21 protein-coding genes are annotated in these 22,779 nt (G+C 73.4%); 5 read left to right on the plus strand and 16 right to left on the minus strand.

The genetic code is table 11. The features are described from left to right. Nucleotides 1–20: 20 nt before the first annotated feature. From ACFPZN_RS02560 to ACFPZN_RS02585, 6 genes are all read right to left on the minus strand, one after another. Nucleotides 21–908, minus strand: a complete 888-nt coding sequence (locus ACFPZN_RS02560) for an ABC transporter permease (protein ID WP_378279704.1) — start codon at nucleotides 906–908, stop codon at nucleotides 21–23. Further along, nucleotides 905–1,861 carry an ABC transporter permease gene (locus ACFPZN_RS02565; RefSeq protein WP_378279706.1) on the minus strand — a complete coding sequence of 319 codons (957 nt, stop codon included), beginning with the start codon at nucleotides 1,859–1,861 and terminating at the stop codon, nucleotides 905–907. Before ACFPZN_RS02565 ends, ACFPZN_RS02560 begins: the two co-directional genes overlap by 4 nt. Before the next feature lie 2 nt (nucleotides 1,862–1,863). After that, entirely contained in the window at nucleotides 1,864–2,994 is a 1,131-nt protein-coding gene (locus ACFPZN_RS02570) for an ABC transporter substrate-binding protein (protein ID WP_378279708.1), read from the minus strand. A 285-nt stretch (nucleotides 2,995–3,279) separates the two neighbouring features. Further along, the gene (locus tag ACFPZN_RS02575; RefSeq protein ID WP_378279710.1) at nucleotides 3,280–4,896 is read right to left on the minus strand and encodes an NtaA/DmoA family FMN-dependent monooxygenase; all 1,617 of its coding nucleotides are present in this window, start codon (nucleotides 4,894–4,896) and stop codon (nucleotides 3,280–3,282) included. An 85-nt stretch (nucleotides 4,897–4,981) separates the two neighbouring features. Then, nucleotides 4,982–6,181 (minus strand): GNAT family N-acetyltransferase, encoded by a 1,200-nt coding sequence (locus ACFPZN_RS02580; RefSeq protein WP_378279712.1) that lies wholly within the window; start codon nucleotides 6,179–6,181, stop codon nucleotides 4,982–4,984. Further along, nucleotides 6,178–7,323 carry an LLM class flavin-dependent oxidoreductase gene (locus tag ACFPZN_RS02585; RefSeq protein WP_378279714.1) on the minus strand — a complete coding sequence of 382 codons (1,146 nt, stop codon included), beginning with the start codon at nucleotides 7,321–7,323 and terminating at the stop codon, nucleotides 6,178–6,180. Before ACFPZN_RS02585 ends, ACFPZN_RS02580 begins: the two co-directional genes overlap by 4 nt. Before the next feature lie 402 nt (nucleotides 7,324–7,725). Here ACFPZN_RS02585 and ACFPZN_RS02590 point away from each other — a divergent pair, with 402 nt between their 5' ends. Continuing rightward, nucleotides 7,726–8,034 (plus strand): Rv3488 family transcriptional regulator, encoded by a 309-nt coding sequence (locus ACFPZN_RS02590; RefSeq protein ID WP_378279716.1) that lies wholly within the window; start codon nucleotides 7,726–7,728, stop codon nucleotides 8,032–8,034. A gap of 6 nt (nucleotides 8,035–8,040) precedes the next feature. Here the strand turns inward: ACFPZN_RS02590 and ACFPZN_RS02595 are convergent, their stop codons facing one another. The 5 genes from ACFPZN_RS02595 to ACFPZN_RS02615 form a co-directional block, all read right to left on the minus strand. Next, entirely contained in the window at nucleotides 8,041–9,345 is a 1,305-nt protein-coding gene (locus tag ACFPZN_RS02595; RefSeq protein WP_378279717.1) for an APC family permease, read from the minus strand. 111 nt (nucleotides 9,346–9,456) lie between these two features. Next, the gene (locus tag ACFPZN_RS02600; protein WP_378279950.1) at nucleotides 9,457–11,151 is read right to left on the minus strand and encodes a VanW family protein; all 1,695 of its coding nucleotides are present in this window, start codon (nucleotides 11,149–11,151) and stop codon (nucleotides 9,457–9,459) included. Between the two features lie 25 nt (nucleotides 11,152–11,176). Next, nucleotides 11,177–12,211 carry a C40 family peptidase gene (locus tag ACFPZN_RS02605; RefSeq protein ID WP_378279719.1) on the minus strand — a complete coding sequence of 345 codons (1,035 nt, stop codon included), beginning with the start codon at nucleotides 12,209–12,211 and terminating at the stop codon, nucleotides 11,177–11,179. 150 nt (nucleotides 12,212–12,361) lie between these two features. Further along, nucleotides 12,362–13,309 (minus strand): M56 family metallopeptidase, encoded by a 948-nt coding sequence (locus ACFPZN_RS02610; RefSeq protein ID WP_378279722.1) that lies wholly within the window; start codon nucleotides 13,307–13,309, stop codon nucleotides 12,362–12,364. A 3-nt stretch (nucleotides 13,310–13,312) separates the two neighbouring features. Then, on the minus strand, nucleotides 13,313–13,693 hold the full coding sequence (locus ACFPZN_RS02615; protein ID WP_378279724.1) for a BlaI/MecI/CopY family transcriptional regulator: 381 nt from the start codon (nucleotides 13,691–13,693) through the stop codon (nucleotides 13,313–13,315). Between the two features lie 145 nt (nucleotides 13,694–13,838). Between ACFPZN_RS02615 and ACFPZN_RS02620 the strand changes: the two genes are divergently transcribed. Beyond that, nucleotides 13,839–14,213, plus strand: coding sequence for a BlaI/MecI/CopY family transcriptional regulator (locus ACFPZN_RS02620; RefSeq protein WP_378279726.1), 375 nt, complete (start codon nucleotides 13,839–13,841; stop codon nucleotides 14,211–14,213). Between the two features lies 1 nt (nucleotide 14,214). On the opposite strand, the gene ACFPZN_RS02625 is transcribed toward ACFPZN_RS02620, so the two are convergent. Then, entirely contained in the window at nucleotides 14,215–15,147 is a 933-nt protein-coding gene (locus tag ACFPZN_RS02625) for a C40 family peptidase (protein ID WP_378279728.1), read from the minus strand. 296 nt (nucleotides 15,148–15,443) lie between these two features. On the opposite strand from ACFPZN_RS02625, the gene ACFPZN_RS02630 reads away from it, so the two are divergent. Then, nucleotides 15,444–16,625: an MFS transporter gene (locus tag ACFPZN_RS02630; protein WP_378279729.1), complete on the plus strand. Its 1,182-nt coding sequence runs from the start codon at nucleotides 15,444–15,446 to the stop codon at nucleotides 16,623–16,625. A gap of 13 nt (nucleotides 16,626–16,638) precedes the next feature. On the opposite strand, the gene ACFPZN_RS02635 is transcribed toward ACFPZN_RS02630, so the two are convergent. Both ACFPZN_RS02635 and ACFPZN_RS02640 read right to left on the minus strand, forming a co-directional pair. Further along, entirely contained in the window at nucleotides 16,639–17,925 is a 1,287-nt protein-coding gene (locus ACFPZN_RS02635; protein WP_378279731.1) for an ArsB/NhaD family transporter, read from the minus strand. Between the two features lie 106 nt (nucleotides 17,926–18,031). Then, entirely contained in the window at nucleotides 18,032–18,490 is a 459-nt protein-coding gene (locus tag ACFPZN_RS02640; protein ID WP_378279733.1) for a CBS domain-containing protein, read from the minus strand. Between the two features lie 419 nt (nucleotides 18,491–18,909). On the opposite strand from ACFPZN_RS02640, the gene ACFPZN_RS02645 reads away from it, so the two are divergent. Then, complete coding sequence (locus ACFPZN_RS02645) at nucleotides 18,910–19,569, plus strand: response regulator (protein WP_378279735.1); 660 nt, start codon at nucleotides 18,910–18,912, stop codon at nucleotides 19,567–19,569. A gap of 20 nt (nucleotides 19,570–19,589) precedes the next feature. Here the strand turns inward: ACFPZN_RS02645 and ACFPZN_RS02650 are convergent, their stop codons facing one another. Beyond that, the gene (locus ACFPZN_RS02650; RefSeq protein WP_378279736.1) at nucleotides 19,590–20,666 is read right to left on the minus strand and encodes a HAMP domain-containing sensor histidine kinase; all 1,077 of its coding nucleotides are present in this window, start codon (nucleotides 20,664–20,666) and stop codon (nucleotides 19,590–19,592) included. Between the two features lie 185 nt (nucleotides 20,667–20,851). On the opposite strand from ACFPZN_RS02650, the gene ACFPZN_RS02655 reads away from it, so the two are divergent. Next, the gene (locus ACFPZN_RS02655; protein ID WP_378279738.1) at nucleotides 20,852–21,472 is read left to right on the plus strand and encodes an SPFH domain-containing protein; all 621 of its coding nucleotides are present in this window, start codon (nucleotides 20,852–20,854) and stop codon (nucleotides 21,470–21,472) included. Between the two features lie 4 nt (nucleotides 21,473–21,476). On the opposite strand, the gene ACFPZN_RS02660 is transcribed toward ACFPZN_RS02655, so the two are convergent. Then, nucleotides 21,477–22,652: an LLM class flavin-dependent oxidoreductase gene (locus ACFPZN_RS02660; protein ID WP_378279740.1), complete on the minus strand. Its 1,176-nt coding sequence runs from the start codon at nucleotides 22,650–22,652 to the stop codon at nucleotides 21,477–21,479. Between the last annotated feature and the right edge of the window lie 127 nt (nucleotides 22,653–22,779).

Consider the following 22,779-nt stretch of genomic DNA (forward strand, 5'->3'; position numbering starts at 1 on the left):
CTGATGGCCTTCGGGGATCGTCACGGGTCGAGGACGTCGCGCAGCCCGTCGCCGAGCCAGTTGAAGGCCAGCGAGACCAGCAGGATGGCGACGGCGGGGAAGGTGGCGACGCCGGGGCTGCCGTTCACGAGGACCTTGGCGCCCTCGGAGATCATGCGGCCCCAGTCCGGGTCGGGCGGCTGGACGCCCAGCCCGAGCGCGCTCAGGCTGGCGGTGAAGACGATGTTGACGCCGACCAGGCTCGTCCCGTAGATCACGACGGAGGAGACCAGGTTGGGCAGCACCTCGGTCCACAGGATGGACGCCTCCGACGCGCCCAGGGAGCGGGCGGCCTCCACGTAGTCCTTCTCGCGCTCGACCTTGGCCTCGGCGAACACGATGCGGGTGATGTACGGCACCGCGGCGAAGATCACGGTGCCGACCAGCACCCACGGTCCCGGCCGGATGATCGCGGCGAGCGAGAGCGCCACCAGGATCACCGGGAACGCGAACATCAGGTCGACGGCCCGCATCAGCAGGCCGGAGGTGCGCCGTCCCGCGAACGCGGCGAAGAGCCCGATCGCGGTGCCGGCGACCAGGGCGACGGCCACCGACCCGACGGCCACGACCAGCGCGCCGCGGCCGCCGTGCAGGACGCGGCTCAGCACGTCCCGGCCCTGCTCGTCGGTCCCGAGCGGGTGGCCGGGCGATCCGGTCGGCGCCAGGACGTTCCCCGCGTCGCCGGCGTTCGGGTCGTGCGGCGCCAGCCAGGGGGCCAGCACCGAGACGGCGACGACGACGGCGAGGACAGTGAGCCCGAGCACCGCCTCCCGGTTGCGCACGAGCCGCGCGAGCGCGGACCGCCGCAGCCGCGGCGGGGTCGGCCCGATGACGTCGGCGATCACGGCGGCGGGGGTGGAGGTGCTCATGGGCCACCGTGCCGGAGTCGCGGGTTCAGCAGGTCGAGCAGGACGTCGGTGACCAGGTTGACGACCACGAACGTCACGGCGACCAGCAGGATGCCGGACTGGATCACCGGGTAGTCCGAGCCGGCGATCGCGTTGAGCAGGACGCCGCCGATGCCGGGCCAGGAGAAGATCGTCTCGACGAAGACCACCCCGGTGATCACCGAGCCGACCGTGAGCCCGGTGGTGTTGACGATGGGCGGCAGGATGTTGCGGCCGATGTGCTTGCCGAGGATGGCGGCGCGGCCGAACCCCTGGGACCGGTAGGTGCGGATGTAGTCCGACTGCTCGCTCTCGATGACCGCCGCCCGGACGAACCGCGCGATGATGAGCATCGACACCAGCGACGCCGCGAACGCGGGGGCGACCAGGTGCAGCAGCAGGTCGCCGGGGCCGCCGTCGCCGCGCAGGTCGTGCATGCCTCCGGCGGGCAGCAGGTTCCACTGGACGGCGGTGATCCAGATGATGATCAGGCCGAACCAGTAGATCGGCAGGTTGCTCCCGATCTGGACGAAAAGCATCGCCGCCCGGTCGGTGAGCCGGCCGTGCCGGATGCCGGAGGCGAAGCCGATCAGCACGCCGAGGAGCACCGACAGCAGCGTCGAGGCGGCCCCCAGGATGAGGGTGTTCTTGAAGGCCGGGAACACGATCTCCGAGACGGGGCTGCGCACGCTGAGCGAGAGGCCGCCGCCGTTGGTGACCATGTCCTGGAGCCAGCTGAGGTACTGCGCCCAGGCGGGCCGGTCCAGCCCGTAGGCGCTCCGGATCTCCTCGATCTGCGCCGGGGACATCTTCTGGCTGAGCGCGCCCTTGATGGGGTCGGCCGGGCCGGCCTGCGCGATGAAGAACACCAGCAGGCTGATCACGAAGAGCAGCGGGACGACGTTCACCAGCCGCCACAGGATGTGCCGCGCCATCGTCAGTCCGCCACCCAGACCTTGGTGAGGTCGTAGTGGTTCTGCCGCGGCCAGACGAACCCGCCGACGCGCGGCGCGATGCCGTAGTAGCGGTTGAACGACAGCAGCGGGAAGGACGTGGCGTCCTTCGCCCAGGTCTGCGCCGCCGCCTGCCACAGTTCCTTCGCCTTGGCCGGGTCGGGGTTGTGCGCGGCCGTTTCGATGGCCTTCCTCGTGGCCGCGCTGGTGTCGGAGTACTTGTCCCCGCCCTTGTCGGCGACGCTGTGGTTGTAGGCGATCTGGACCCAGTTGGGCGCGAGGTAGCCCCACTCGCCCAGGTAGAGGCCGTCGTCCGGGGTGAGGTTGGCGGTGCGCGTCCCGTAGGTGATCCACTCGAAGGACTCGACCTTGGCCTCGATGCCGACGGCCTTGAGGCCCTGCTGGATGTACTCGGCCGTGGGCTGGCCGGTGGTGTCGCTCAGGATGGTGAACGTGATCTGGCCGGGCCGGTAGCCGGCGTCGGCGATGAGCTTCCTGGCCGCCGCGGGGTCGAACCGGTAGTCGACGGCGGACGGGTCGTGGGCCTCGTTGCCCTGGTTGAGGACCGAGGTCGACGCCTGGGCGTGGTTCTTGTAGATCTTCGCGGCCAGCTGCCTGCGGTCGATGGCGTGGATGATCGCCTGCCGCACGCGCTTGTCCTGGAGGAACCGGTTCTTGAAGTTGTACTGGTAGTAGATGGCGTGTGGAACGTTCCTGTTCTCCGGGACCGCGAAGCCGGCCTTCTCCAGCGTCGCCACCGAGTCCGGGGGGACGCGGCTGATGAGGTCGACCGATCCGCTGCGCAGCGCGGACACGCGGCTCTGGTCGTCGCCGATCGGCTTGAAGATCACCTTGTCCAGGCGGGGGCGGGGACCCCAGTAGTCCGGGTTGCGCACGAGCGTGGTGTGGTCGCCGCGCACCCGCTCCTGGAATTTGAACGGGCCGGTCCCCACCGGGTGGTCGGCGAGCCCGTCCTGCCCGTGCTTCTTCAGCGCGGCCGGGCTGAAGAAGCCGGACGCCGCGTTGCCGCTGTTGGGGATCTGGCGGAGGTAGTCGACGAAGGGGTGCGAACTGTTCGCCGGTGAGGTGGGTTGCGTGAATGTGCGGGTGATCAAGCGATCCGGCTTGACGGTTTGTGTTGGCCCCTGTACTTTCAGTAGCGCGATCTGGGACGCCGGGTTCGATGTCAGCGTGCGGGGCCCCCTTTCCACCGGAGTGATGGTCTGGGGCCTCCCCGTCGCCTCTGGTCGGACCCACTTGGCCAGGTCGCGCAGGGAACCGGCCTCCCGGGAACGGACCACGCACAGGATGCGTGTCGCCGCCCCGGAGCCCGAGTACGCCGGGGACCAGTGCGTCCAAGACCGTTCGGGGCGCGCGGCTGAGCAACTTAGGCACAGCCCTTAGGAACGGTGCTTGAAGGTGTGCTGCACCGTCCCGGCCATCGATGACCTTGAACGAGTTGAGGTCCTGGTAGACCCGCGACATCGTGGCCGCGCTGACCTTGTCGTAATACTCGAAGGCCGGGTCGGTGCAGCGGCGCACGTTGAACCGCACGGCCTCGGCGTCGAACGGCGTGCCGGCGGTCGCGGCGGTCCACGCGAGCGCGGCGCGTTTGATCGGGGTCCTGGTGCTGGAGCTGCGCACGACGGCGGAAGGCGGTGGCCGGATGGTCGCCGGGCAGGCCGGGGCCCGTGCCGAACAGCGCGTCGCGGACGGTGCGCGGCGCCGCGCCGCCCCGCTCGCGCGCCCGGCCCCGCTTCACCAGCTCGGGGATCAGATGCTCGGCCAGGTCGTCGAAGCTGCCCGGCGTCACCAGGTAGACGAAGTTGAAGCCGTCGACACCGGTCTTGTCCGCGTACGCCTCCAGCGCGTCCGCGACCGTGGCCGCGCCGCCGACGAGCGCCTCGCCGCCGAACCCGCTGAGCCCGTCCACGTAGTCGCGCAGCGTGAGCCGCTTCCGGGCGACCGGGTCGGCGACGGAGGCCAGCACCGAGCGGCTGGCGTCGGTGTCGAAACTCCTCGATCGGCCGGTCGAGGTCGTGCTCGGACCAGTCGACGCCGCTGAGCGCCGACAGCAGCACCAGCCCGCCGCGGGTGTCGCGGAACCGGCGCAGGTCGCGGGCCTTGGCCTCGGCGGCCCGGTCGGTGTCGTCCACGACCACGGTCACCGAGGTGATGAACTTGACGTGCTCGGGCCTGCGCCCGTGGCCGGCCGCCCGGCTCCGGATGTCGTCGACGTTGCGGCGCAGCACCTCGGGCCGGGGATCGGCGACGAAGACCAGCTCGGCGTTGCGGGCGGCGAACTCGCGGCCCGCGGGCGAGGTCCCGGCCTGCAGCAGCAGCGGCGTGCGCTGCGGCGACGGCTCGACGAGATGCGCCCCGGGCACCGAGAAGTACCGTCCCGAGTGCCCGATGGCGTGGACCTTGTCGGGGTCGGTGAAGATCCCGCCCTCCCGGTCGCGGAGCACCGCGCCGTCCTCCCAGGACCCCTCCCACAGCTTGTAGGCGACCTCCAGGAACTCCTGGGCGATCGCATAGCGCTCGTCGTGCGCGATCTGCCGGTCGCGGGCGAGGATGTTGCGCGCGGCGCTGTCGAGCAGGGAAGTGACGATGTTCCAGCCGATCCGGCCCCCGGTCAGGTGGTCGAGCGTGCTGAGCTTCCGGGCGAGCAGGTACGGGTACTCGTAGGTCGTCGACACCGTCACGCCGAAGCCCAGGTGCTCGGTCACGGCCGCCATGGCCGAGACGGCGAGCAGCGGGTCGGTCACCGGCGTCTGGACGGCGCGGGCCAGCGCCTCGCGCGCGCTGCCGCCGTACACGTCGAGCTGGCCCACGGCGTCGGCGATGAACAGCAGGTCGAACCCGCCCGCGTCCAGGCGCCGCGCGAGGTCCTGCCAGTAGGCCAGCTCCGTGTAGCCGGCGGTCCGGTCGTCCGGATGCCGCCACAGGCCGGCGTTGCCGTGCGAGACGGTCGACATGGTGAAGGCCGAGAGGATCAACGGGTCGGGCTGCGTCACAGCGGATCTCTACTTTCCATGGAAGAGGGCAGGGGGAACGGGAGCGACCGCCGTCATCGGCGGCGCTCGCCACGGTGGCGGCGGGTCAGAAGAAGGTGCCCGAGAACGGCAGCGCGTCGACCGCGAACAGCACGTCGAGCCGCCGCACCGCCCCCGGGTCGTGGACGTCGACCCGGCCCGCCGCCGCCAGCTGCCGCCACCGCGTCCCGCCCAGGTACGCGGCCGCCAGCGTGGCGACGTCGACGCCGAGGTCCGGGGGCGCGACCGTGCGCGCGACCCCCTTGGGGCCGATCTCGTAGGCGCCGTCGTTCTCGGGCAGCAGCGGGTCGCTCACCTGGACCACCACCGGCTCGCCCTCGCCGAACGCGCGCGCCCGCAGCGCCGCCTCGACGTCGACCAGGCGCAGCCACGTCTCGTCGCGGGCCGGCCCCAGCTCGACGGCGCGCCGGTCGACGACCGCCAGCGGCAGCGGATCGTCCAGGGCCAGCGCGTCGAACTCGACGGTGTCGACCATGTCCAGGGACAGCAGGTGGCGCCACAGGCCCGCGCGGGCGCCGTCGTCGAGCGCGACGAAGTCGGTCACGCCCACCGTCCGCTCGGAGCCGCCGGGCCGGCCAGCAATGTCGCGGGGCTGGTAGAGCGCGTACCCGTCGTCCACGCCGCCGGTGCCGTGGACGACCGCGTAGTGCGGCACCTGGTCGGCCTCGCGGAGCCGCCGCCGCAGCTCCCACCAGCCGGCGGGCCGGTCGATCGCGCCGGTCCACCCGGCCCGCGCGTGGACGCCGTCCAGCAGCTCGGTGGTGACCTCCCGGTCGACCAGCCTGACCGTGCCGCCCGCCGGGACCTCCGGCCGCAGCCGCGCCCGCGCCACCGCCACCCGCGCGGACCGCGCCGAGCTGGCGACGCCGTACCCGAACCGCTCGTAGATGACCGCCTCGGTCGCCCGCAGCGAGGCCACGACCTCGCCGCGCGCGGCGGCGTCCCGCAACTGCCGCGCCATGAGCGCGCTCACGATGCCGCGGCGCCGGTGCGTCGGCAGGACGCCCACGTGGGTGACGGCCGCGTGCGGCACCCGGGCGCCGCCGGGGACGACCAGCCGGCTGGTGTAGGAGTCCGCGCCGCCGACGACCTCGCCGCCGTCGAGCGCGCCCAGGAAGCGGCCGGGCTCGGTGATCTCGGTCGCGTCGATGGCGTGGAACGGCAGGTGGATCATGGCCCGCAGGAAGACCCGGAGCCCGGCGTTGACCTCGTCGGACGTGGTCAGCACCATGATCTCGACGCTCATCCGCGCCCGCCCTCCGCCGCGCCCGGCCCCGCGCCGGCGGGAGCGACGAGCCCGCGGCTCCGCAGCTCGGCGGCGGCGCCCTCGGCGAAATGGTACGCCTCCTCCAGATGCGGCTGCCCGGAGAGGATGAAGTGGTCGATGCCGAGGGCGTGGTACTCCTCGATGCGTTCCGCGACCTCCTCGTGGCTGCCCACGATCGCCGTGCCGGCGCCCCCGCGGACCAGGCCGTACCCCGCCCACACGTTCGGGTAGACCTCCAGGTTGCGGCGGTCGCCGCCGTGCAGCGCGGCCATCCGCCGCTGCCCCACCGACTCGCTGGCCGCGAGCGTCCGCTGGGTCTCCCGGATCCGGGACTCGTCGATCCGGTCGAGCAGCCGGTCCGCCTCCGCCCACGCCTCGGCCGCGGTGTCCCGGCCGAGCACGTGGAAGCGGATCCCGAAGGACACCGAGCGCCCCGCCTCCTCGGCCAGGCCGCGCACCCGGTCGAGGCGCTCGGAGATCTGGGCGGGCGTCTCCCCCCAGGCGAGGTAGGTGTCGACCGTCCGCGCCGCCACCCGCTCCGCCGCCGGGCTGGCTCCGCCGAAGAAGATCGCCGGCGGCTCGTAGGGCGCGAACGGGATCGCGGCCCCCTCGATGTCGTAGTACTCGCCGTGGAAGTCGAACGGCTCGGCGGCACCACCGACCCCGCGGAGCACGGTCAGGAACTCCTCGGTCCGCGCGTAGCGGCGGTCGTGGTCGAGGTGGTCGCCGAAGCGGCGCTGCTCGGCCGCGTCGCCGCCCGTGACGATGTTGAGCAGCAGCCGCCCGCCCGACACTCGCTGGAACGTCGCGGCCTGGTGGGCGGCCAGGGTCGGCGAGACCAGCCCGGGACGGAACGCGACCAGGAACTTCAGCCGGGTCGTGACGGCCGACAGCGCGGCGGTCGTGATCCAGGCGTCCTCGCACCAGGTCCCGGTCGGGGTGAGCACGGCCTCGAAGCCGAGCTGCTCGGCCGCGCGGGCGATGCCGCCGAGGTACTCGACGGTCGGGGGACGGAAGCCCGACCGCACGGCGGCCAGTGTCTTCTGCGAGCCGTCGCCGGAGCCGACGATGTCGCGGTTGTCGCCGTTGGTGGGCAGGTACCAGTGCAGATGGATCGGCATCGGCTCAGGCGCCCGCCGCCGTGTCGCGGGCGGGGACGTCCGTGCTGTCGCGGAAAGGCATGGATCTCCTTCTCGTTGGGCGCCGGTGGCAGTCGGTCCGCCGCCGGGGGGTGTACCCCGGCGGGCGCGGATCACCGGCCGTGCACGCGCACGGCCTGGGCGGCTCCGGAGGACCGGTTGTCAGGAGCGTTCAGCGACAGCGCGCGCCGAACAGGCGGCACAGATCGAGATACCGCCGACCGAAGAAGTCAGCTGCCTGGGACATAAGGGAGAAATTAGCATAAACCCGATAGGATTACTAGGGATTAGTTCCCGACCGAAACACCGTTGCCGCTGCGGGGTAACATCGACACCCGATATCGGGTTCGTCATCGACGCGCGCCGGAGGAGTACGGAGCGGGCATGCGGGAGTTCCAGCGGGCCGCGGTGCGGCTGCACATCCTGCACCACGCGGCCGAGGGCGAGATCCACGGCGCGTGGATGACCCGCGAGCTGGCCACGCACGGCTACCAGATCAGCCCCGGCACGCTCTACCCGACGCTGCACCGCCTGGAGGCCGACGGGCTGCTGACCTCCGGCCAGCAGGTGGTCGAGGGCCGGGTGCGGCGCGTCTACAGCGCGACCGACGCGGGCCGGGCCGCGCTCGCCGAGGACCGGGCCGCGCTCGCCGAACTGGCCCGCGAGGTGCTCGGCGACGACCACCGCCGCTGATCGAGGTCACCGGCCGCCGCGGCCGTCGCCCTCCTCCGGCGCCGGACGCGAACGCCGGTAGCGAGCGCCGTACAGGAGCGCGCCGAGGCCCAGCACCGCGGAGCCGGTCAGCACCGACGACGCCGGCAGGGCGAACGCCAGCGTCAGGCACCCGGCCAACCCCACGATCGGGATGACGCGCGCCGGACGGCCCTCGGCCCGGGTGAGGGTCCAGGCCGAGGCGTTGGCGATGGCGTAGTAGACCAGGACGCCGAAGGAGGAGAAGCCGATCGCGCCCCGGAGGTCCGCGACCGCCGCCAGCACCGCCACGACGGCCCCGACGGCCGGCTCGGCGCGGTGCGGCACGCCGAACCGGGGGTGGACGGCGGCCAGCGCGTGCGGGAGATGCCGGTCGCGGGCCATGGCCAGGGTGGTGCGGGACACTCCGAGGATCAGCGCCAGCAGGGAGCCGAGCGCGGCCGCCACGGCGCCCGCGCGCACGACCGGCGCGAGCTCAGGCACCCCGGCGGCGCGCACGGCCTCGGCCAGCGGCGCGGTCGCCCGTCCCAGACCGTCCGCGCCCAGGACGGCCAGCACCGCGACCAGCACCGCCGCGTACACGACCAGGGTCACGCCCAGCGCCAGCGGGATGGCGCGCGGGATGGTGCGCGCGGGATCGCGGACCTCCTCACCGAGGGTGGCGATGCGCGCGTACCCGGCGAACGCGAAGAACAGCAGGCCCGCGGCCTGGAGCACGCCGCCGAACGAGGCGTCCGCGAACGGGTCCAGCCGGGCCGCCTCCGCCTCACCGGACGCGAGCACGGTCACCACCACGGCGGCCAGCACCGCCAGGACCAGCGCGACGATCACGCGGGTGACCCAGGCCGACTTCTGCACGCCCCTGTAGTCGACCGCGGTCAGCGCCACCACGGCGGCGACCGCCACCGCGTGCGCGTGCCCCGGCCACAGGTAGAGGCCGGCGGTCAGCGCCATCGCCGCGCACGAGGCGGTCTTGCCGACGATGAACGCCCACCCGGCGAGGTACCCCCAGAACTCCCCGAGCCGCTCGCGGCCGTAGACGTAGGTGCCGCCCGAGGCCGGGTAGCGGGCGGCCAGCCGCGCCGAGGACGTCGCGTTGCAGTACGCGACCACCGCGGCCAGCGCCAGGCCGAGCAGCAGTCCCGCGCCGGCCGCCCGTGCCGCCGGGGCCGGTGCGGCGAAGACGCCCGCGCCGATCATCGCCCCCAGGCCGATGACGACCGCGTCGGGCACCCCCAGCCGGCGGCGCAACTCCGGCGGGGCACCCCCGGTGGCGGCGGGCGAGCGTCCCATGGCGGCCCCCTGGTGGATCGGAGCGGAACGACCTGGCGTGCTTACGCGCACCGATATCGGATCACGATATCCGAGCCCGTGCCAGGGCCACCGGCGGGGCCACCGGCCGGGTCACCGGCCCGGGGTCTCCTCGCAGGTCAGCTTGGGTTCCGGCAGGTAGACGGTGTGGAACTTCTGCCGCCGCACGACCCGGCCGTCCTTCTTGAAGATCCGCCAGACGTCGATCTTGAAGCCCTCGGCGCCGGGCATCGGGATGCACTTGGGCCCGGAGTCGGTGGTCGTCTCGAAACCGCGCACGGCGTACCGGCCGGAGGACTGGGACTCGATGTCGTACCGCTTGGTGCTCCAGAACGTGACGCTGATCGAGGTGCTCGTGTACGCGGTCTTGATCAGCACGCCGTGCGGGGAGTCGTTGCGCCACCGGAAGTCGGGCTGCGGGTAGGACACCGTCGACTCCCGCCCCGCCGGATACCGGGAGATGTAGAACGAGTGCGGGGTGTGCTGCACGTCCTGCAGCCCGCCGAAGAACACGGCGTTGAACATGGTGGTGGCGAACTGCGACACGCCGCCGCCCACGTCGTTGACGTACCGGCCGTTGAGGATCATCGGGGCGGGCACGAAGCCGCGCGCCCGGTCGCGCCTGCCGACCAGGCCGTTGAGGGAGAAGATCTCGCCGGGCCGGACGATGTGGCCGTCGACGATGCGGGCGATGGTCTGGATGTTGGTCACCCGCGGCGCGCAGCAGGGATGCTGCGTGGTGTACGTGCTGATCTTCTCCTTGATCCCCAGCGCGCGGACCTGCGCGTCGGTGATCCGCGGCGGGGTGGTGACCACCCGCACGGGCACGGTGCGGCTCCCGCCGGAGGCGAGCGCGCCGGTGATCGCCTGGCCGAGCGCGGCGGCGTCCACGCCCTGGCCGGTGCGGGCGGAAACGAGCTGCAGCCGTCCCTTCTTCACCGTGTAGGTCGCGTCGCGGGGCGCCTGGGCGGCCGGGACGAAGCGTTTGTCCGCCGCCCTGGCGACGGCGGTCGCGTCGAATTGAGGACGCAGCGAACCGCGGCCGTCGGCGACGAAGCGGAGCCCGCGCGCGATGTCCGCCGGGGGCACCGTCGCCTTGCGCCCGCCCGGGCCGGTCAGCAGGAACGGCCGTGCGACCGCCGCCTTGGCCGTGGTCTGCGCGATCTGCCGGACCCGTTCCGCGGACACCGTGGGCGCGGTGGGCCGGGGCGAAACCGTGACCTGCGGGCGGGGGTCGAGGAACGCCTCCTTGATCGCGCGCTGGGCGGCGGCGCGGTCGATCTCGTTCCCCGGACGGGGCGCCACCGCCACCGGACGCAGGCCCGCGTACCGGATGCCGCCCTCACGCAACGGCCGGTCGACCTCCTTGGCGATGCCCTCGACCGCGGCGCTCAGCTTGGCCGCGTCGGCCTTGACGCGGGGCTCGACGGTGCGCGCGCCGATCCACGGCCGCAGAAGGTCGGCCGGAGAGGGGGCGCCGCCGCCCGCCGCGGCGACCGTGGCAGGGGCGTCCAGCGCCAGGCCGGCCTCCGCCGGCGAGATCGTGAAGCGGTGGCCCGCGGCCGTCACCGCGATGGGCCGTTCGGCGTCGTCGGCCAGTTCCCGGGCCAGCCTCGCCTCCGCCGCCCGCGGCGCGAGCCCGCCGATGTCGATGCCCGCGACCCTGGTGCCTCCCGGAACCTTCCCGGCGACCATCAGGGCCCGCACGGCGACGAGCCCCAGCAGCAGCACCACGACGAGGGCGATGGCCGAGGGGACGACGAGGCGACGGGGGAAGCGCTCCAACATCGTCACCACTCTCTCATGGCGGCCGTCAGGCGATGCGGACACCACCGGCGAAGGGCCGCCCGGAGATCGGGCTGACCTTGATGACGTCGCCGGTCTGGGGGGCGTGGACCATCTTGCCGTTGCCGATGTACATGCCCATGTGGTGCAGGTCGGCGTGGAAGAACACCAGGTCGCCGGGCCTGAGGGCGGCGCGCGACACCCGCGTGCCCGCGTTGAACTGGCTTCCGGTGTAGTGCGGCAGGCCGATGCCCACCTGGGCGTAGGCGTACAGGGTGAGCCCGGAGCAGTCGAAGCCCTTGATGTTCGCCCCCTGGGCGATGCCGTAGCTGGGACCCGACGGACTGCCCCCACCCCAGGAGTAGGGGACGCCCAGCTGGCTGAGCGCGGCCTTGACGGCGCCCATGGCCTTGGCCGACGCGCCGTCGGGGGCGACGGCGGGGGCCGCCCCGGCCTTGGGGAGCGGCGCGCCGATGTTCAGCTTCCGCTCGACCTTGGCCAGCTTGTCCTGCAGCTCCTGCTTCTTGCGCTGGGAGTCGGCGGCCAGCCGCCGTACCTGCCGCTCGCGGTCGGTGGCCGACTTCTGGGCGCGCTGGGCCGCCTGGATGCTCTGGAGGAGGAGGGCGACGCGGGTGCCGTTCTGGCGCGCGAAGTAGTCCAGCGTCGCGGAGCGGTCGAGCACCGCCTGCGGGTCGGAGGCCGAGGCGAACGCGGCCGAGGGGTCGGTGCTGCCGTTCTTGTAGGTCTCGGCGGCCATGGTCGCGACCTGGCCGCGCAGTTCCTCCAGCGCCTTCTGCTGGCGGCCGGCGTTCTGCGCGGCGGCCCTGGCCGCCCGCTGGGACTGCTGGAGGCGGACCCGCAGCCCGTTGTACTGCTCGGTGATCCGCTCGGCGTCGTCGGTGAGCCGCCGCTGCTGCTCGGTCAGTTCGCGGCGCGAGGGCTCCGGCGCGGCCGACGCCGCGGCCGGCGCCAGGAACACCGCCGCCGCCACCGCCGCCCCTGTCGCCGCCGCCCTGAACAGGCGCGGGAGCCGGGAGTTCACGCCGTCGGCGCCTGGCAGCATGCACGGTCCTTTCAGGTTTCGCCCGCCCCGACCGGCAGGCGCCCGGTAGGAGACCCGGGACTGGCTCCTACGGAGGGTAGGAGGTTCCGGCCCCAAATGCCACTTGAGTGCACGACTCTCACATTGCGTCACAGCCGTGACGGCGGCCGCTCAGCAGGGCGGGACCAGCCTCGCGAGGGCGGCCACCGCCGCGGCGAACGGCACCGCCGCCGCGCAGGCGGACAGCGTCCACGCGACCGGGCGCACCGCCCGGCCCGGCCGTCCCGTCGCCTGCCGTCCCGCCGCCCCCTCCAGCCGGGCCAGCCGCCGCGACAGCGCGCCGGGCCCCTGCCCGGAGGCCGCAAGCGCGCCGGCGAACTCCGGCGCGGTGGCGATCTGCCGCAGGGCCTCGGCCAGCGGCCGGCTCCCGCCGGCACGGGCCGCCGCGTCGTCGGCCGCCATCTCCAGCAGGACGGGGATCCGGGCCCTGGCCCGCCGGACGGTCGGCGGCCACGGCAGGAGGGCGTGCACCGCGTCGAGCAGGAGCAGCAGGGCGTGGTGACGCTGGCGCAGGTGCGCCCGCTCGTGTTCGAGGACGGCCTCCAGCTGCGCGGGCGACAGCCTCCTGCGGGCGCCGGTGCTCACGACGATCGGCCGCCACCGCGAGGGCAGGCAGTAGGCGACCGGGATGGGGTGGTCGAGCAGCAGGACGTCGGGATGGTCGGCGTCCTCGCGCGCCACCATGTGCAGGACCTCGCGGTGGTCGCGGCGCTGCCGCAGCGCGCGGCGCAGCCGCGGCACGCCGCCCGCCACCCTGGCGCAGCACAGCCAGACCACGGGCACGCTCGCCAGCCCGCCCAGCACGAGGGCCGCGACCGGATGGTGGGGCAGGCAGCCGTGCAGCCACTCGACGATCCCGTGGCCGGGCGTGGGCGGCCAGAGCAGCCCGACCGCGATCATCCCGGCGACGGCCGCGACGGTGCCCGCCAGCGCCGCGAACCAGCAGGCCGCGGCGGTCCCGGGATGGACCCCGGACGCCCAGAGCCGGTCCAGCACGACGCCGGCGCCGCACCCCAGGAGCACCGCGACCGCGCCCAGGACGGCCAGAAGCGCGAGCACGGCTCAGGGCCCCGGCTCGTCGGCGCCCCGGTGGCGCAGCGCTTCCAGCAGCCGCCGGGCGTCCTCGTCGGCGACGCCTTCGGCGAAGCGGGCCAGGACCGCGCCGTGATCGGTGGTGCCGGTCAGGGCGTCCAGCATGAGGTCGGCCACGTACGCCTCCCGGTCGCGCGTCGGGCCGTAGCGGAAGGCCTGGCCGTCGGGGATCTTCGCCAGCATGCCCTTGCGGGAGAGCCGCTCCGCCACGGTCTGCACGGTGTTGTAGGCCAGCGGCTTCGCCGCTCCCTCGTTCAGCCGTTCCAGCAGCTCGCGGACGCGCAGCGGCCGGGGCGCCGCCCACAGCGCCTCCATCACGGCGCGCTCCAGCGAACCCGCCAGTCCGACCACGTGATCACCCCACTTCGCCCCCACATTCTGCCCGGCGCGCGGACCCGAAGGGGCAACGGCCCCCGCTGCTACTATCGGTAGTAGTACTGGTTACCGCGGGGTGGCGGGACGGCGGGACGCGGCGATGCCGGAGGGGCGGTGGCGGATGGCCGGACAGCGTTTCGGCGAGCTCGAGGCCGTGGTGATGGACCGGATGTGGTCCTACGGCCATCCCGCCAACGTCCGGCAGGTTCTCGAAGACCTCCAGCAGACCCGGAGCATCGCCTACACCACGGTCATGACCGTGATGGACAACCTGCACACGAAGGGCTGGCTGCGGCGGAAGCGGCAGGGCCGCGCCTACCTCTACGAGCCGGTCTCCTCGCGCGAGGGCTACACCGCCAAGCTCATGCGGGAGGCGCTCGCCACCAGCGACAACCAGGCCGCGGCGCTGGTGCACTTCCTCTCCGACCTCTCCGCCGAGGAGTCCGAGGCGCTCCACACGGCCCTCAAGGTCGTCCCGCCCCGCGACCCCGCCTGAGTCAGAGCAGGCGGGTGGCGCCGGTGAACTGTCCCCACCAGTACGCGGCGAGATCCACGACCTCGACGTTCTTGCCCGAGCGGGGGGCGTGCACCATCTTGTTCCCGCCGATGTACATGCCGTTGTGGCCCAGGTCCGGGTAGAAGAAGAGGATGTCGCCGGGACGCACCTGGCCGCGGGAGACGCGCGTGCCCATGTTGTACTGCGCGCCGGTGTAGTGCGGAAGGTTCATGCCGACCTTGGCGTAGGACCACAGCATCAGGCCCGAGCAGTCGAAGGAGTTCGGCCCTGCGGCCCCGTACACGTAGGGGGTGCCCACGCGCGACAGTGCGGCGTTCACCACGGTCCCGGCCCTGCCCGAGGCCGACGACGACCGGGGCGGCGCCCCTCCCGTCCGCGCGCGCGAGGCGGGGATCTTGCTGATCAGCTTCTCGATCCTGGCCTTCTTCCCGGCCAGGTCCTTGGTGAGCTTCTGGATCTCGGCGGTGCGCTCGCGGGCGGCTCCGGCGCTGCGCTCGTAGCGCATCCGGGTGAGCGCGAGCTCGCGCAGCTGCTGGACCTGCTGCGCGGCCAGGTAGCTGGAAGCCGCCGACCGGTCCAAGGCCACCTGGGGCTCGTCCCCGATGAACAGGGAGACCTCCGACTCCGCGCCCGGGGTCATGTACTGCGAGGCGGCCAGCACCCCGGCCTTGCGGCGCACGGTCTCGTAGTCGGCGCCGGCCTGCCGCGCCTGCCGTTCCGCGGCCCGCTGGGCCAGGCGGGCCTTCTTCAGCGCCAGGCGCTTGCCGTTGTACTGCTCGGTGAGGATCTCGGCCTGGCGTCCCAGCTTCTCCGGGTCCGGCGCGGGCGCCGCCCGGACCGGACCGGCGGCCGTCAGCAGTCCCGCGACGACGACGGCCGCCGCCGCCGCGGCGCGTACCGGCTTCCGATGCACAGCGTCCTCCTCGGGCTTCCCGGGCCTTGACCGACGACAAACTACTACATGACCTAGTACTTAATCGGTCGTCCCGGAAAGAACGCCGCCCCCGCGTTGATCTTCGACACAGGGGACGTTCTGGACCGAGGGAGCGGCGCACCACACCCATCCCTTCCATGGTCGGCGATCGCTTACGAAGATCCTTAGTAGTGCGCGCCCGGGGCGGGACCGGCTGGGGCGGTACCGGGGACCTGCCCGACCGCCGGTCGGCGGGACGCGGGACCATGGAGGGTCGCCCCCGACGAGGAATGCCGATGCCCCACCAGGACCCCCCGCCGCCCCCGCCCCCGTCTCTGTCCCGCCCGCCGCTCGCGTTGTCGGCGGCGGCGTTCGTCAGCACCTTCGACCGGTTCGCGATCACGCCCATGCTGGTGCTCATCGCGTCCGGGATGGGGGTGCCGCTCGGCACCGCCGTCGCGGCCGCGAGCGGCTACTTCCTGGCCTACGGGCTGTCCCAGCCGCTGTGGGGACTGCTGTCGGACCGGTTCGGCCGCGTCCGCCTCATGCGCGTGACGCTGCTCGCCGCCGCCGTGGCCGGGGCGCTGTCCACGATCGCGCCCACCATGACGGTGCTGATCGCGGCCCGGGTCGTCGCCGGGGCCTGCTTCGGCGCCGTGATCCCGACCTCGCTGACCTACGTCGGCGACACCGTGCCCGGCGGGCAGCGCCAGCGGGCGCTGTCGGACCTGATGGCCGTCTCGGCGCTCGGGACGGCGCTGGCCACGGCCGTCGGCGGCGTGCTGGCCCACGTGCTGGACTGGCGCATGGTGTTCGCGATGCCCGCGGTGTGCGCGGCGGTGTGCTCGTTCGGGCTGCGCTCGCTGCCGGAGCCGCCGCGCCATGCCGCCGCCGGGATGGGCGAGCACCTGCGCGCGGTGCTGCGCAACCGCTGGGCCCTCCTGGTGTTCGGGCTTGCGTTCGTGGAGGGCGCCGTGCTGCTCGGGACGATGACGCTGCTGGCCGCGGCGCTGCAGTCGCGGGGCGTCGACAGCGCCGTCGCCGGGCTGGCCACCGCCGCCTACGGGCTGGGCGTGGTCGCGTTCACCCGGCTGGTGAAGGCATTGACCAGCCGGGTCCCGGGGTGGGCGCTGATCGCCGTGGGCGGCGCGCAGATCTGCGTCGGGTACGGCGTCGTCGCCGGCCGGGTCGAGATCGTCACCGTCGTCGTCACCGCGCTGCTGCTGGGCGGCGGCTGGTCGTTCATGCACTCCTCCCTCCAGACGTGGGCCACCTCCGTGGTGCCGCGGGCGCGCGGCACGGCGGTCGCGTTCTTCGCCGCCGCGCTGTTCGTCGGCAGCTCGGCCGCCTCGGCGGTGGCGGGACCGCTCGCCGAGCACGAGCGGTACACGCTGCTGTTCGGGATCGCCTCCCTGGCAGCGATCCCGCTCACCCTGACCGCCGTGACCGGCCGGCGCCGCTGGCTGGACCACCCGTGACGCCGGCCCGTCCTCACATGAAGTACCGCAGCGCCACGTAGACCCAGGCCATCACCGTGGTCAGGGCCGTGATGACGATGCCGTAGCGGGTGAACTGCCAGAACGAGATCGGGTGCCCCGTCCTGGCCGCGATGCCGATCGCCACCACGTTGGCGCTGGCGGCCACGGCCGTGCCGTTCCCGCCGAAGTCGGCGCCCAGCGCGAACGCCCACCACAGCGCCTCCCCGGTGGCCGGGTCGGGCGCCTGCGCCACGACCCCCTCGACGATCGGCGCCATGGTCGCCACGTAGGGGATGTTGTCGAAGAACGCGCCCAGCACCGCCGATCCGAACAGCAGCCCGGTCGCCGCCATGAAGTAGTCGTCGCCGACCGTGTCCACGGCCCACTCGCCGATGTTCTCGATGACGCCCGTGTGGACCAGCCCCGACACCATGACGAACAGGCCCACGAAGAAGACCAGCGTCGGCCACTCCACCTCGTGCAGGACGTCGGAGACCTCGGTGCGGGTGACCAGGATCATCACGCCGGCGCCGACCAGCGCCACGATCGAGGGCTCCACGTGGATCACCGAGTGCAGCGCGAAACCCGCCACCACCAGGGCGAGCACCGCCAGGCAGCGCGCGAGCAGCCGCGGGTCGGTGATCGCGCGGCGCTCCTGGAGCGCCATCACCTCGTCCATGTGCTCGGGGGCGTGGCGCAGCGCCTTGCGGAACAGCACCCGGGTCAGCAGGACGAAGACGATGAACGTGACGACCACGATCGGCGCCATGTGGACGAGGAAGTCGTTGAACGACAGCCCCGCCCGGCTCCCGATGATGATGTTGGGCGGGTCCCCGATGAGGGTCGCCGCCCCGCCGATGTTGGACGCCAGCACCTCGGCGATCAGGTAGGGCTGGGCCGCGATCCGCAGCCGGTCGCAGACCACCACGGTCACCGGGGCCACCAGCATGATCGTGGTGACGTTGTCCAGGAACGGCGACGCCACCGCGGTGATGATCATCAGCATCACCATCAGCCGGTACGGCCGCCCGCGGGAGCGCTTGGCCGCCCAGATCGCCAGGAAGTCGAAGAGCCCGGTCTGCTTGATGATCCCGACGATGATCATCATCCCGAGCAGCAGGAAGATGACGTTCCAGTCGATGCCCTCGTGCTCGGAGAAGAACACCTCGGCGCCGGGGGTGAACCCGAGCACCGTCATCGCCCCGGCGGCGATGAGCACGACCTTGACCTTGTTCGCCTTCTCCGTGGCGATGAAGAAGAACGCCACCACGAAGACGGCCAGTGCGGCCACCGCGCTCATCGCCGCCGTCCCGACGGCAGGGCCCGCCCGGGGCGGCCCCCCGCGGGCCGCCCGTAACGGCGCGCCGGATCCCCCACCCGGCACACCGGCGGGCCGGAACGCCCCGCTAGGCGCCCGGTCCGGCGAGCGTCAGGCTGGCCAGCAACCGGTCCAGCGTGATCGCTCCGGTCAGGATCCCGGCCTCGTCCACCACCGCCACCAGCGGGCTGCGCTGGCGCGCCATGAGCGCCGCCACCTGCAGCAGCGTCGCGGTGGCGGGGACGGTCACCGGGCGGGCGACCGGCGTGGGCAGGCAGTCCCCCACGGTCAGGTCGCCCAGCTCGTGCCAGAAGATGTCGGCGTGCGCCTCGTCCACGATCCGGGTCAGCGCCGGATCCTCCTGGTAGGCGCGCGGCACCGTGAGCCTCAGCACCTGGGTGCCCGGCAGGACGACGCGCGGGCGCCGCCGCGCGTCGACCACGATCAGCCCCGGCAGGCGGCCGAGCGCCATCACCCGGACCGCCTGGGTGACCGGGTCGTCCATGGTCACGGTGGGAACCTGTACCGCGATGTCGCGAGCTTGCATGTCCTTGCGGACCCTCTCCGATATCACCTTCTGAGGCGACATGTCCTCTCCGTCCGTTCCGGCCGGCCCCTTCGGGATCCCCTTCCGCGGCGACGCGCGGGAACCCCGTTCCGCACTGGAAAAGCCTCATCACGCCCCGTGGCGGCCGGCGGCGACCCGGAAGCGGTCGGGCCGTCGTCCGAGCCCTCGTTCGGAGGCGTGCGCAGCACTCCAGGGCGAGCTTCTTCTCGCGTGCGCCATGACGTCTCCCTCCACATCGTGATCTCCGTCCAGTCTTCGGCGCGGCGAGGGCCGCCACTATCGGGTCCGGCACCCATATTCACCGGGAGGCACTATGTAGCCGCAGTTCAGAGGCTTGCCGCGGGGGTCCGGAGCGGCGGGCGGCGCATAGGATGACGGCATCGAGCGGAGGTGGATCTGTGCAGACAGGCGACCGCGGCCCCACCCGGATCCTGCTGGCCGACGACCACGCCCTGGTGCGGCGGGGGCTGCGCCTGATCCTGGACGCCGAACCCGATCTCACCGTGGTGGCCGAGGCCGCCGACGGGGCCGAGGCCGTGCGGGAGTGCGCCACCACGGACATCGACCTGGCCGTGCTGGACATCGCGATGCCGCGGATGACCGGCATCCAGGCGGCCCGGGAGATCAGCAGGCGCACCCCCTCGGTGCGCATCCTGATCCTGTCGATGTACGACAACGAGCAGTACTTCTTCGAGTCCCTGAAGGCGGGGGCGTGCGGCTACGTCCTCAAGTCGGTCGCCGACCGCGACCTGCTGGACGCGTGCCGGGGCGCCATGCGCGGCGAGCCGTACCTGTACCCCGGCGCCGTCACCGCCCTGATCCGCGAGTACCTCGGGCGCGACTTCGAGAACCTGCCCGACAGCATCCTCACCCCGCGCGAGGAGGAGATCATCAAGCTGGTCGCCGAGGGCTACTCGTCCAAGCAGATCGCCGAGACGCTCACCATCAGCGTCAAGACCGTCGACCGGCACCGCGCCAACATCCTGGGCAAGCTCGGCATGCGCGACCGGCTGGAGCTGACCAAGTACGCCATCCGCGTCGGGCTCGTCGAGCCCTGATCAGCCGGCGCCGGCCCGCGTCAGGGGAGGTCCGCGGCGGCGTGCCGGCGGGGCGGTCCGCCGGGCCGCGCGGCGGGCGGGACGACCAGGCGGACCTCCGTGCCGCCGCCCTCCGCCGCGCCGATCGTCAGCCGCGCCCCGATGAGCATCGCGCGCTCGCGCATGCCGTGGATGCCCGCGCCCGCGCCCTCGGGCGGGCCGCAGCCGTCGTCCACCACCCGCAGCACCACCGAGCCGTCGCCGCCGCCGGTCAGCGAGACCTCGGCGTGCCCGGCCCGGGCGTGCCGGACGACGTTGGTGAGGCTCTCCTGCGCGACGCGGTAGATCACGAGTTCGGCGTCGGGGTCCAGCTCGGGCAGCCCGGCCCGCAGGCAGCGGGTCACGCGCAGCCCGCCGGTGCCGGAGAAGTCGCCGGCCAGGGCGGCCAGGGCGCTGGTCAGCCCGAGGTCCTCCAGCACCCCGGGCCGCAGCCGCCGGGCCACCTGCCGCACCTCGTCCAGGCTCGACCGCACCACCTCCTGGACGCCCCGCAGTTCCCGCGACAGGTCGCCGGGCGCGCGGTCCATGACCGACTTCAGCTCCAGCAGCACCACGGTCAGGCTCTGCCCGATCTCGTCGTGGAGCTCCTGGGCGATGCGGCGCCGTTCGGACTCCTGCGCCCCGAGCACGAGGGCGGCGCTGGAGCTGCGGTCGGCCTCCAGCCGGTCGAGCATCGCGTTGAACGTGCCGATCAGGTGGGACAGGTCGCCGTTGCCGCTGGGCGCCAGCCGGTCGCCGGAGCTGAGCGAGTCGACCCGCGTCATCAGCGTGGTGAGGCCGTCCAGGGGCGTCAGGCTGGCCCGCAGCAGGAAGGCGTTCACCAGCACCATCAGCGCCAGGCCGACCGTCAGGACGGGCAGCTCGCCCAGCAGCACGGGCGAGGACACCGTGGCGGGCGACAGCGCGAGCACGGTGGTGCCGACGGCGAAGATCAGCCCGTTCATGCCCAGGATGCGCCAGTACAGCGCGGAGGCCGGGGTGCCGCGCCCGCCGCCCGGCCACCAGGCCCTGGACGGTCCGCCGTGCCCGCCGTCTCGCTCGGTCTTCGCTGTGCTCATGGCTCCACGTCACCGCATCGGACCCGGGTTTGTCCATCGGCGCCCCGCCGATCCGGGCGGAAAGGCCCAGGTCATGGACGGTTCCCTGCATAGTGACCCCCCGCGGGGATGGGCACTGCGCCCCATTTCCGGGGGACGTTCCACCGGGCAGGCTGGAAGGCGACGGACGGAACGGAGGTCGGCCGATGGACGTGCAGAACTCCCTGGGAGCCCGCGCCGGAATGCTGCTCCTCCTGGCCGGGCTCCTGGTGGTCGTCGCCGCGGCGGCGGGGATCCGCCGGGTCGCCGAGGGCGAGCGGCTGGTGGTGCTGCGCTTCGGGAAGGTGCGCGGCGCGCACGGCCCCGGCCTGCGCTACCTGGCGCCGATCGCCGACCGGGGCGTGCGCGTCTCGATGCGCGCGGCGCCGCTGGACGTGTGGTTCCGGGGCACCACCCGGGACGGCGTCCCGGTCCAGGTCAAGGCGCTGGCGATGGTGGGCGCCGCGGACCCCGTCCGGTACGCGCTGGCCGCCCGGACGCCGTCCGCGGCCGACCGCGCGGTCGCCGAGATCGCGCTGCGGTCGGTGATCGCGGCCCGGGATCTGGAGGCGCTGCCGCGGATGATCAGCGACGGCGATCCCGAGCTGCTGGAGCGCCTCAACGCGGCGATCGAGCCGTGGGGCGCCACCGCCACCCTCGTCACGATCACCGACGTCCAGGTCCCGGTGCGCGCCGAGCTGCTCCGCTGGGCCCGCGACCTGGGCGCGGCCCCGGGAGCGGACCCGGGTGCGGAGCCGGCGGCGGGGCCCGGACATCGGGTCGGGTGAGCGGTCAGCGGCGCTCGGTCTCCTTCGGCAGGAAGGCGGTGTGGCCGGCGCCCGCCCCCGCGACCTCGTGGAACAGGCCGCGCCGGGCGAGGTGCGGCAGCACGCCCTCGCCGAACCAGTACAGCTCCTCAAGGTGCGGGTAACCGGACAGGACGAACTCGTCGATGCCGAGCGCGGCGTACTCGGCGATCCGCTCGGCCACCTCGGCGTGGCTCCCGACCAGGGCGGTGCCCGCGCCGCCGCGGACCAGGCCGACGCCGGCCCACAGGTTCGGCGCCACCTCAAGGGAGTGCGGGTCGCGCCAGGAGCCGTCGGCGCGGCCCCGCTCGTGCAGCTCGCGCATGCGCGCCTGGCCGGTGGACTCGCTGCGGGCCAGGGACGCCTGGGCGGCGGCGACGGTGTCCTCGCCGAGCGCCTCGACGAGCCGGCCCGCCTGCCCCCACGCCTCCTCGGCGGTGTCGCGGGTGATGACGTGCAGCCGGATCCCGAAGCGCGGCTTGCGGCCGTGCGCCGCCGCCAGCCCGCGGATCCACTCGATCTTGCGCGCCACCGCGTCCGGCGGCTCGCCCCAGGTCAGGTACACGTCGGTGTACTCGGCGGCGACCCGCCCGGCCGCGGCGGACGAGCCGCCGAAGTACAGCGGCGGGACGGGGTCGGGCAGGGTCGGCAGGCGCGCGGCGTCGATGTCGAGGTGCGTGCCGCGGTGGGTGACGGTCTCGCCGTCCCACAGCCGCCGCACGACCGACAGGAACTCCGCGCAGCGGGCGTACCGCTCCTCCTTGGACAGGTGGTCGCCGTAGGCGCGCTGCTCGTGGGCCTCGCCCCCGGTGACGACGTTGAGCAGCAGCCGTCCCGGCGCGTGCAGGGAGAACGTGGCGGCCATCTGGGCGGCGAGCGTCGGGCTGATCAGCCCGGGGCGGAACGCGACCAGGAACGCCAGCCGCTCGGACTCGCGCGCCAGCATCGCGGTGGTCAGCCAGGCGTCCTCGCACCAGGCCCCGGCCGGGGTGAGCGCGCCGGTGAAGCCGAGCTCCTCGGCGGCGCGCACGATCGAGGACAGGTAGCCGATCGAGGCGCGCCGGTCGCCGGACGCGGCGCCGGCGGGCCCGCCGTGGCCGCCGCCGACGATGAAGCGGGAATCGCCGTAGGTGGGCAGGAACCAGTGGAACGTGAGCGACACGGCAGGGACGTCCTTATCCTCGTCGACTTATCGATATTTCCTACAAATATAGTTAGGATTCTGCGTGCCGTCCCGCCCCAGGTCAATGTGGCGTTGCCGACGGGGTGATAGGGCGAACCTTGCACGC

It is taken from the genome of Actinomadura rugatobispora (genome assembly GCF_042656285.1).
GTDB classification, from domain to species: domain Bacteria; phylum Actinomycetota; class Actinomycetes; order Streptosporangiales; family Streptosporangiaceae; genus Spirillospora; species Spirillospora rugatobispora.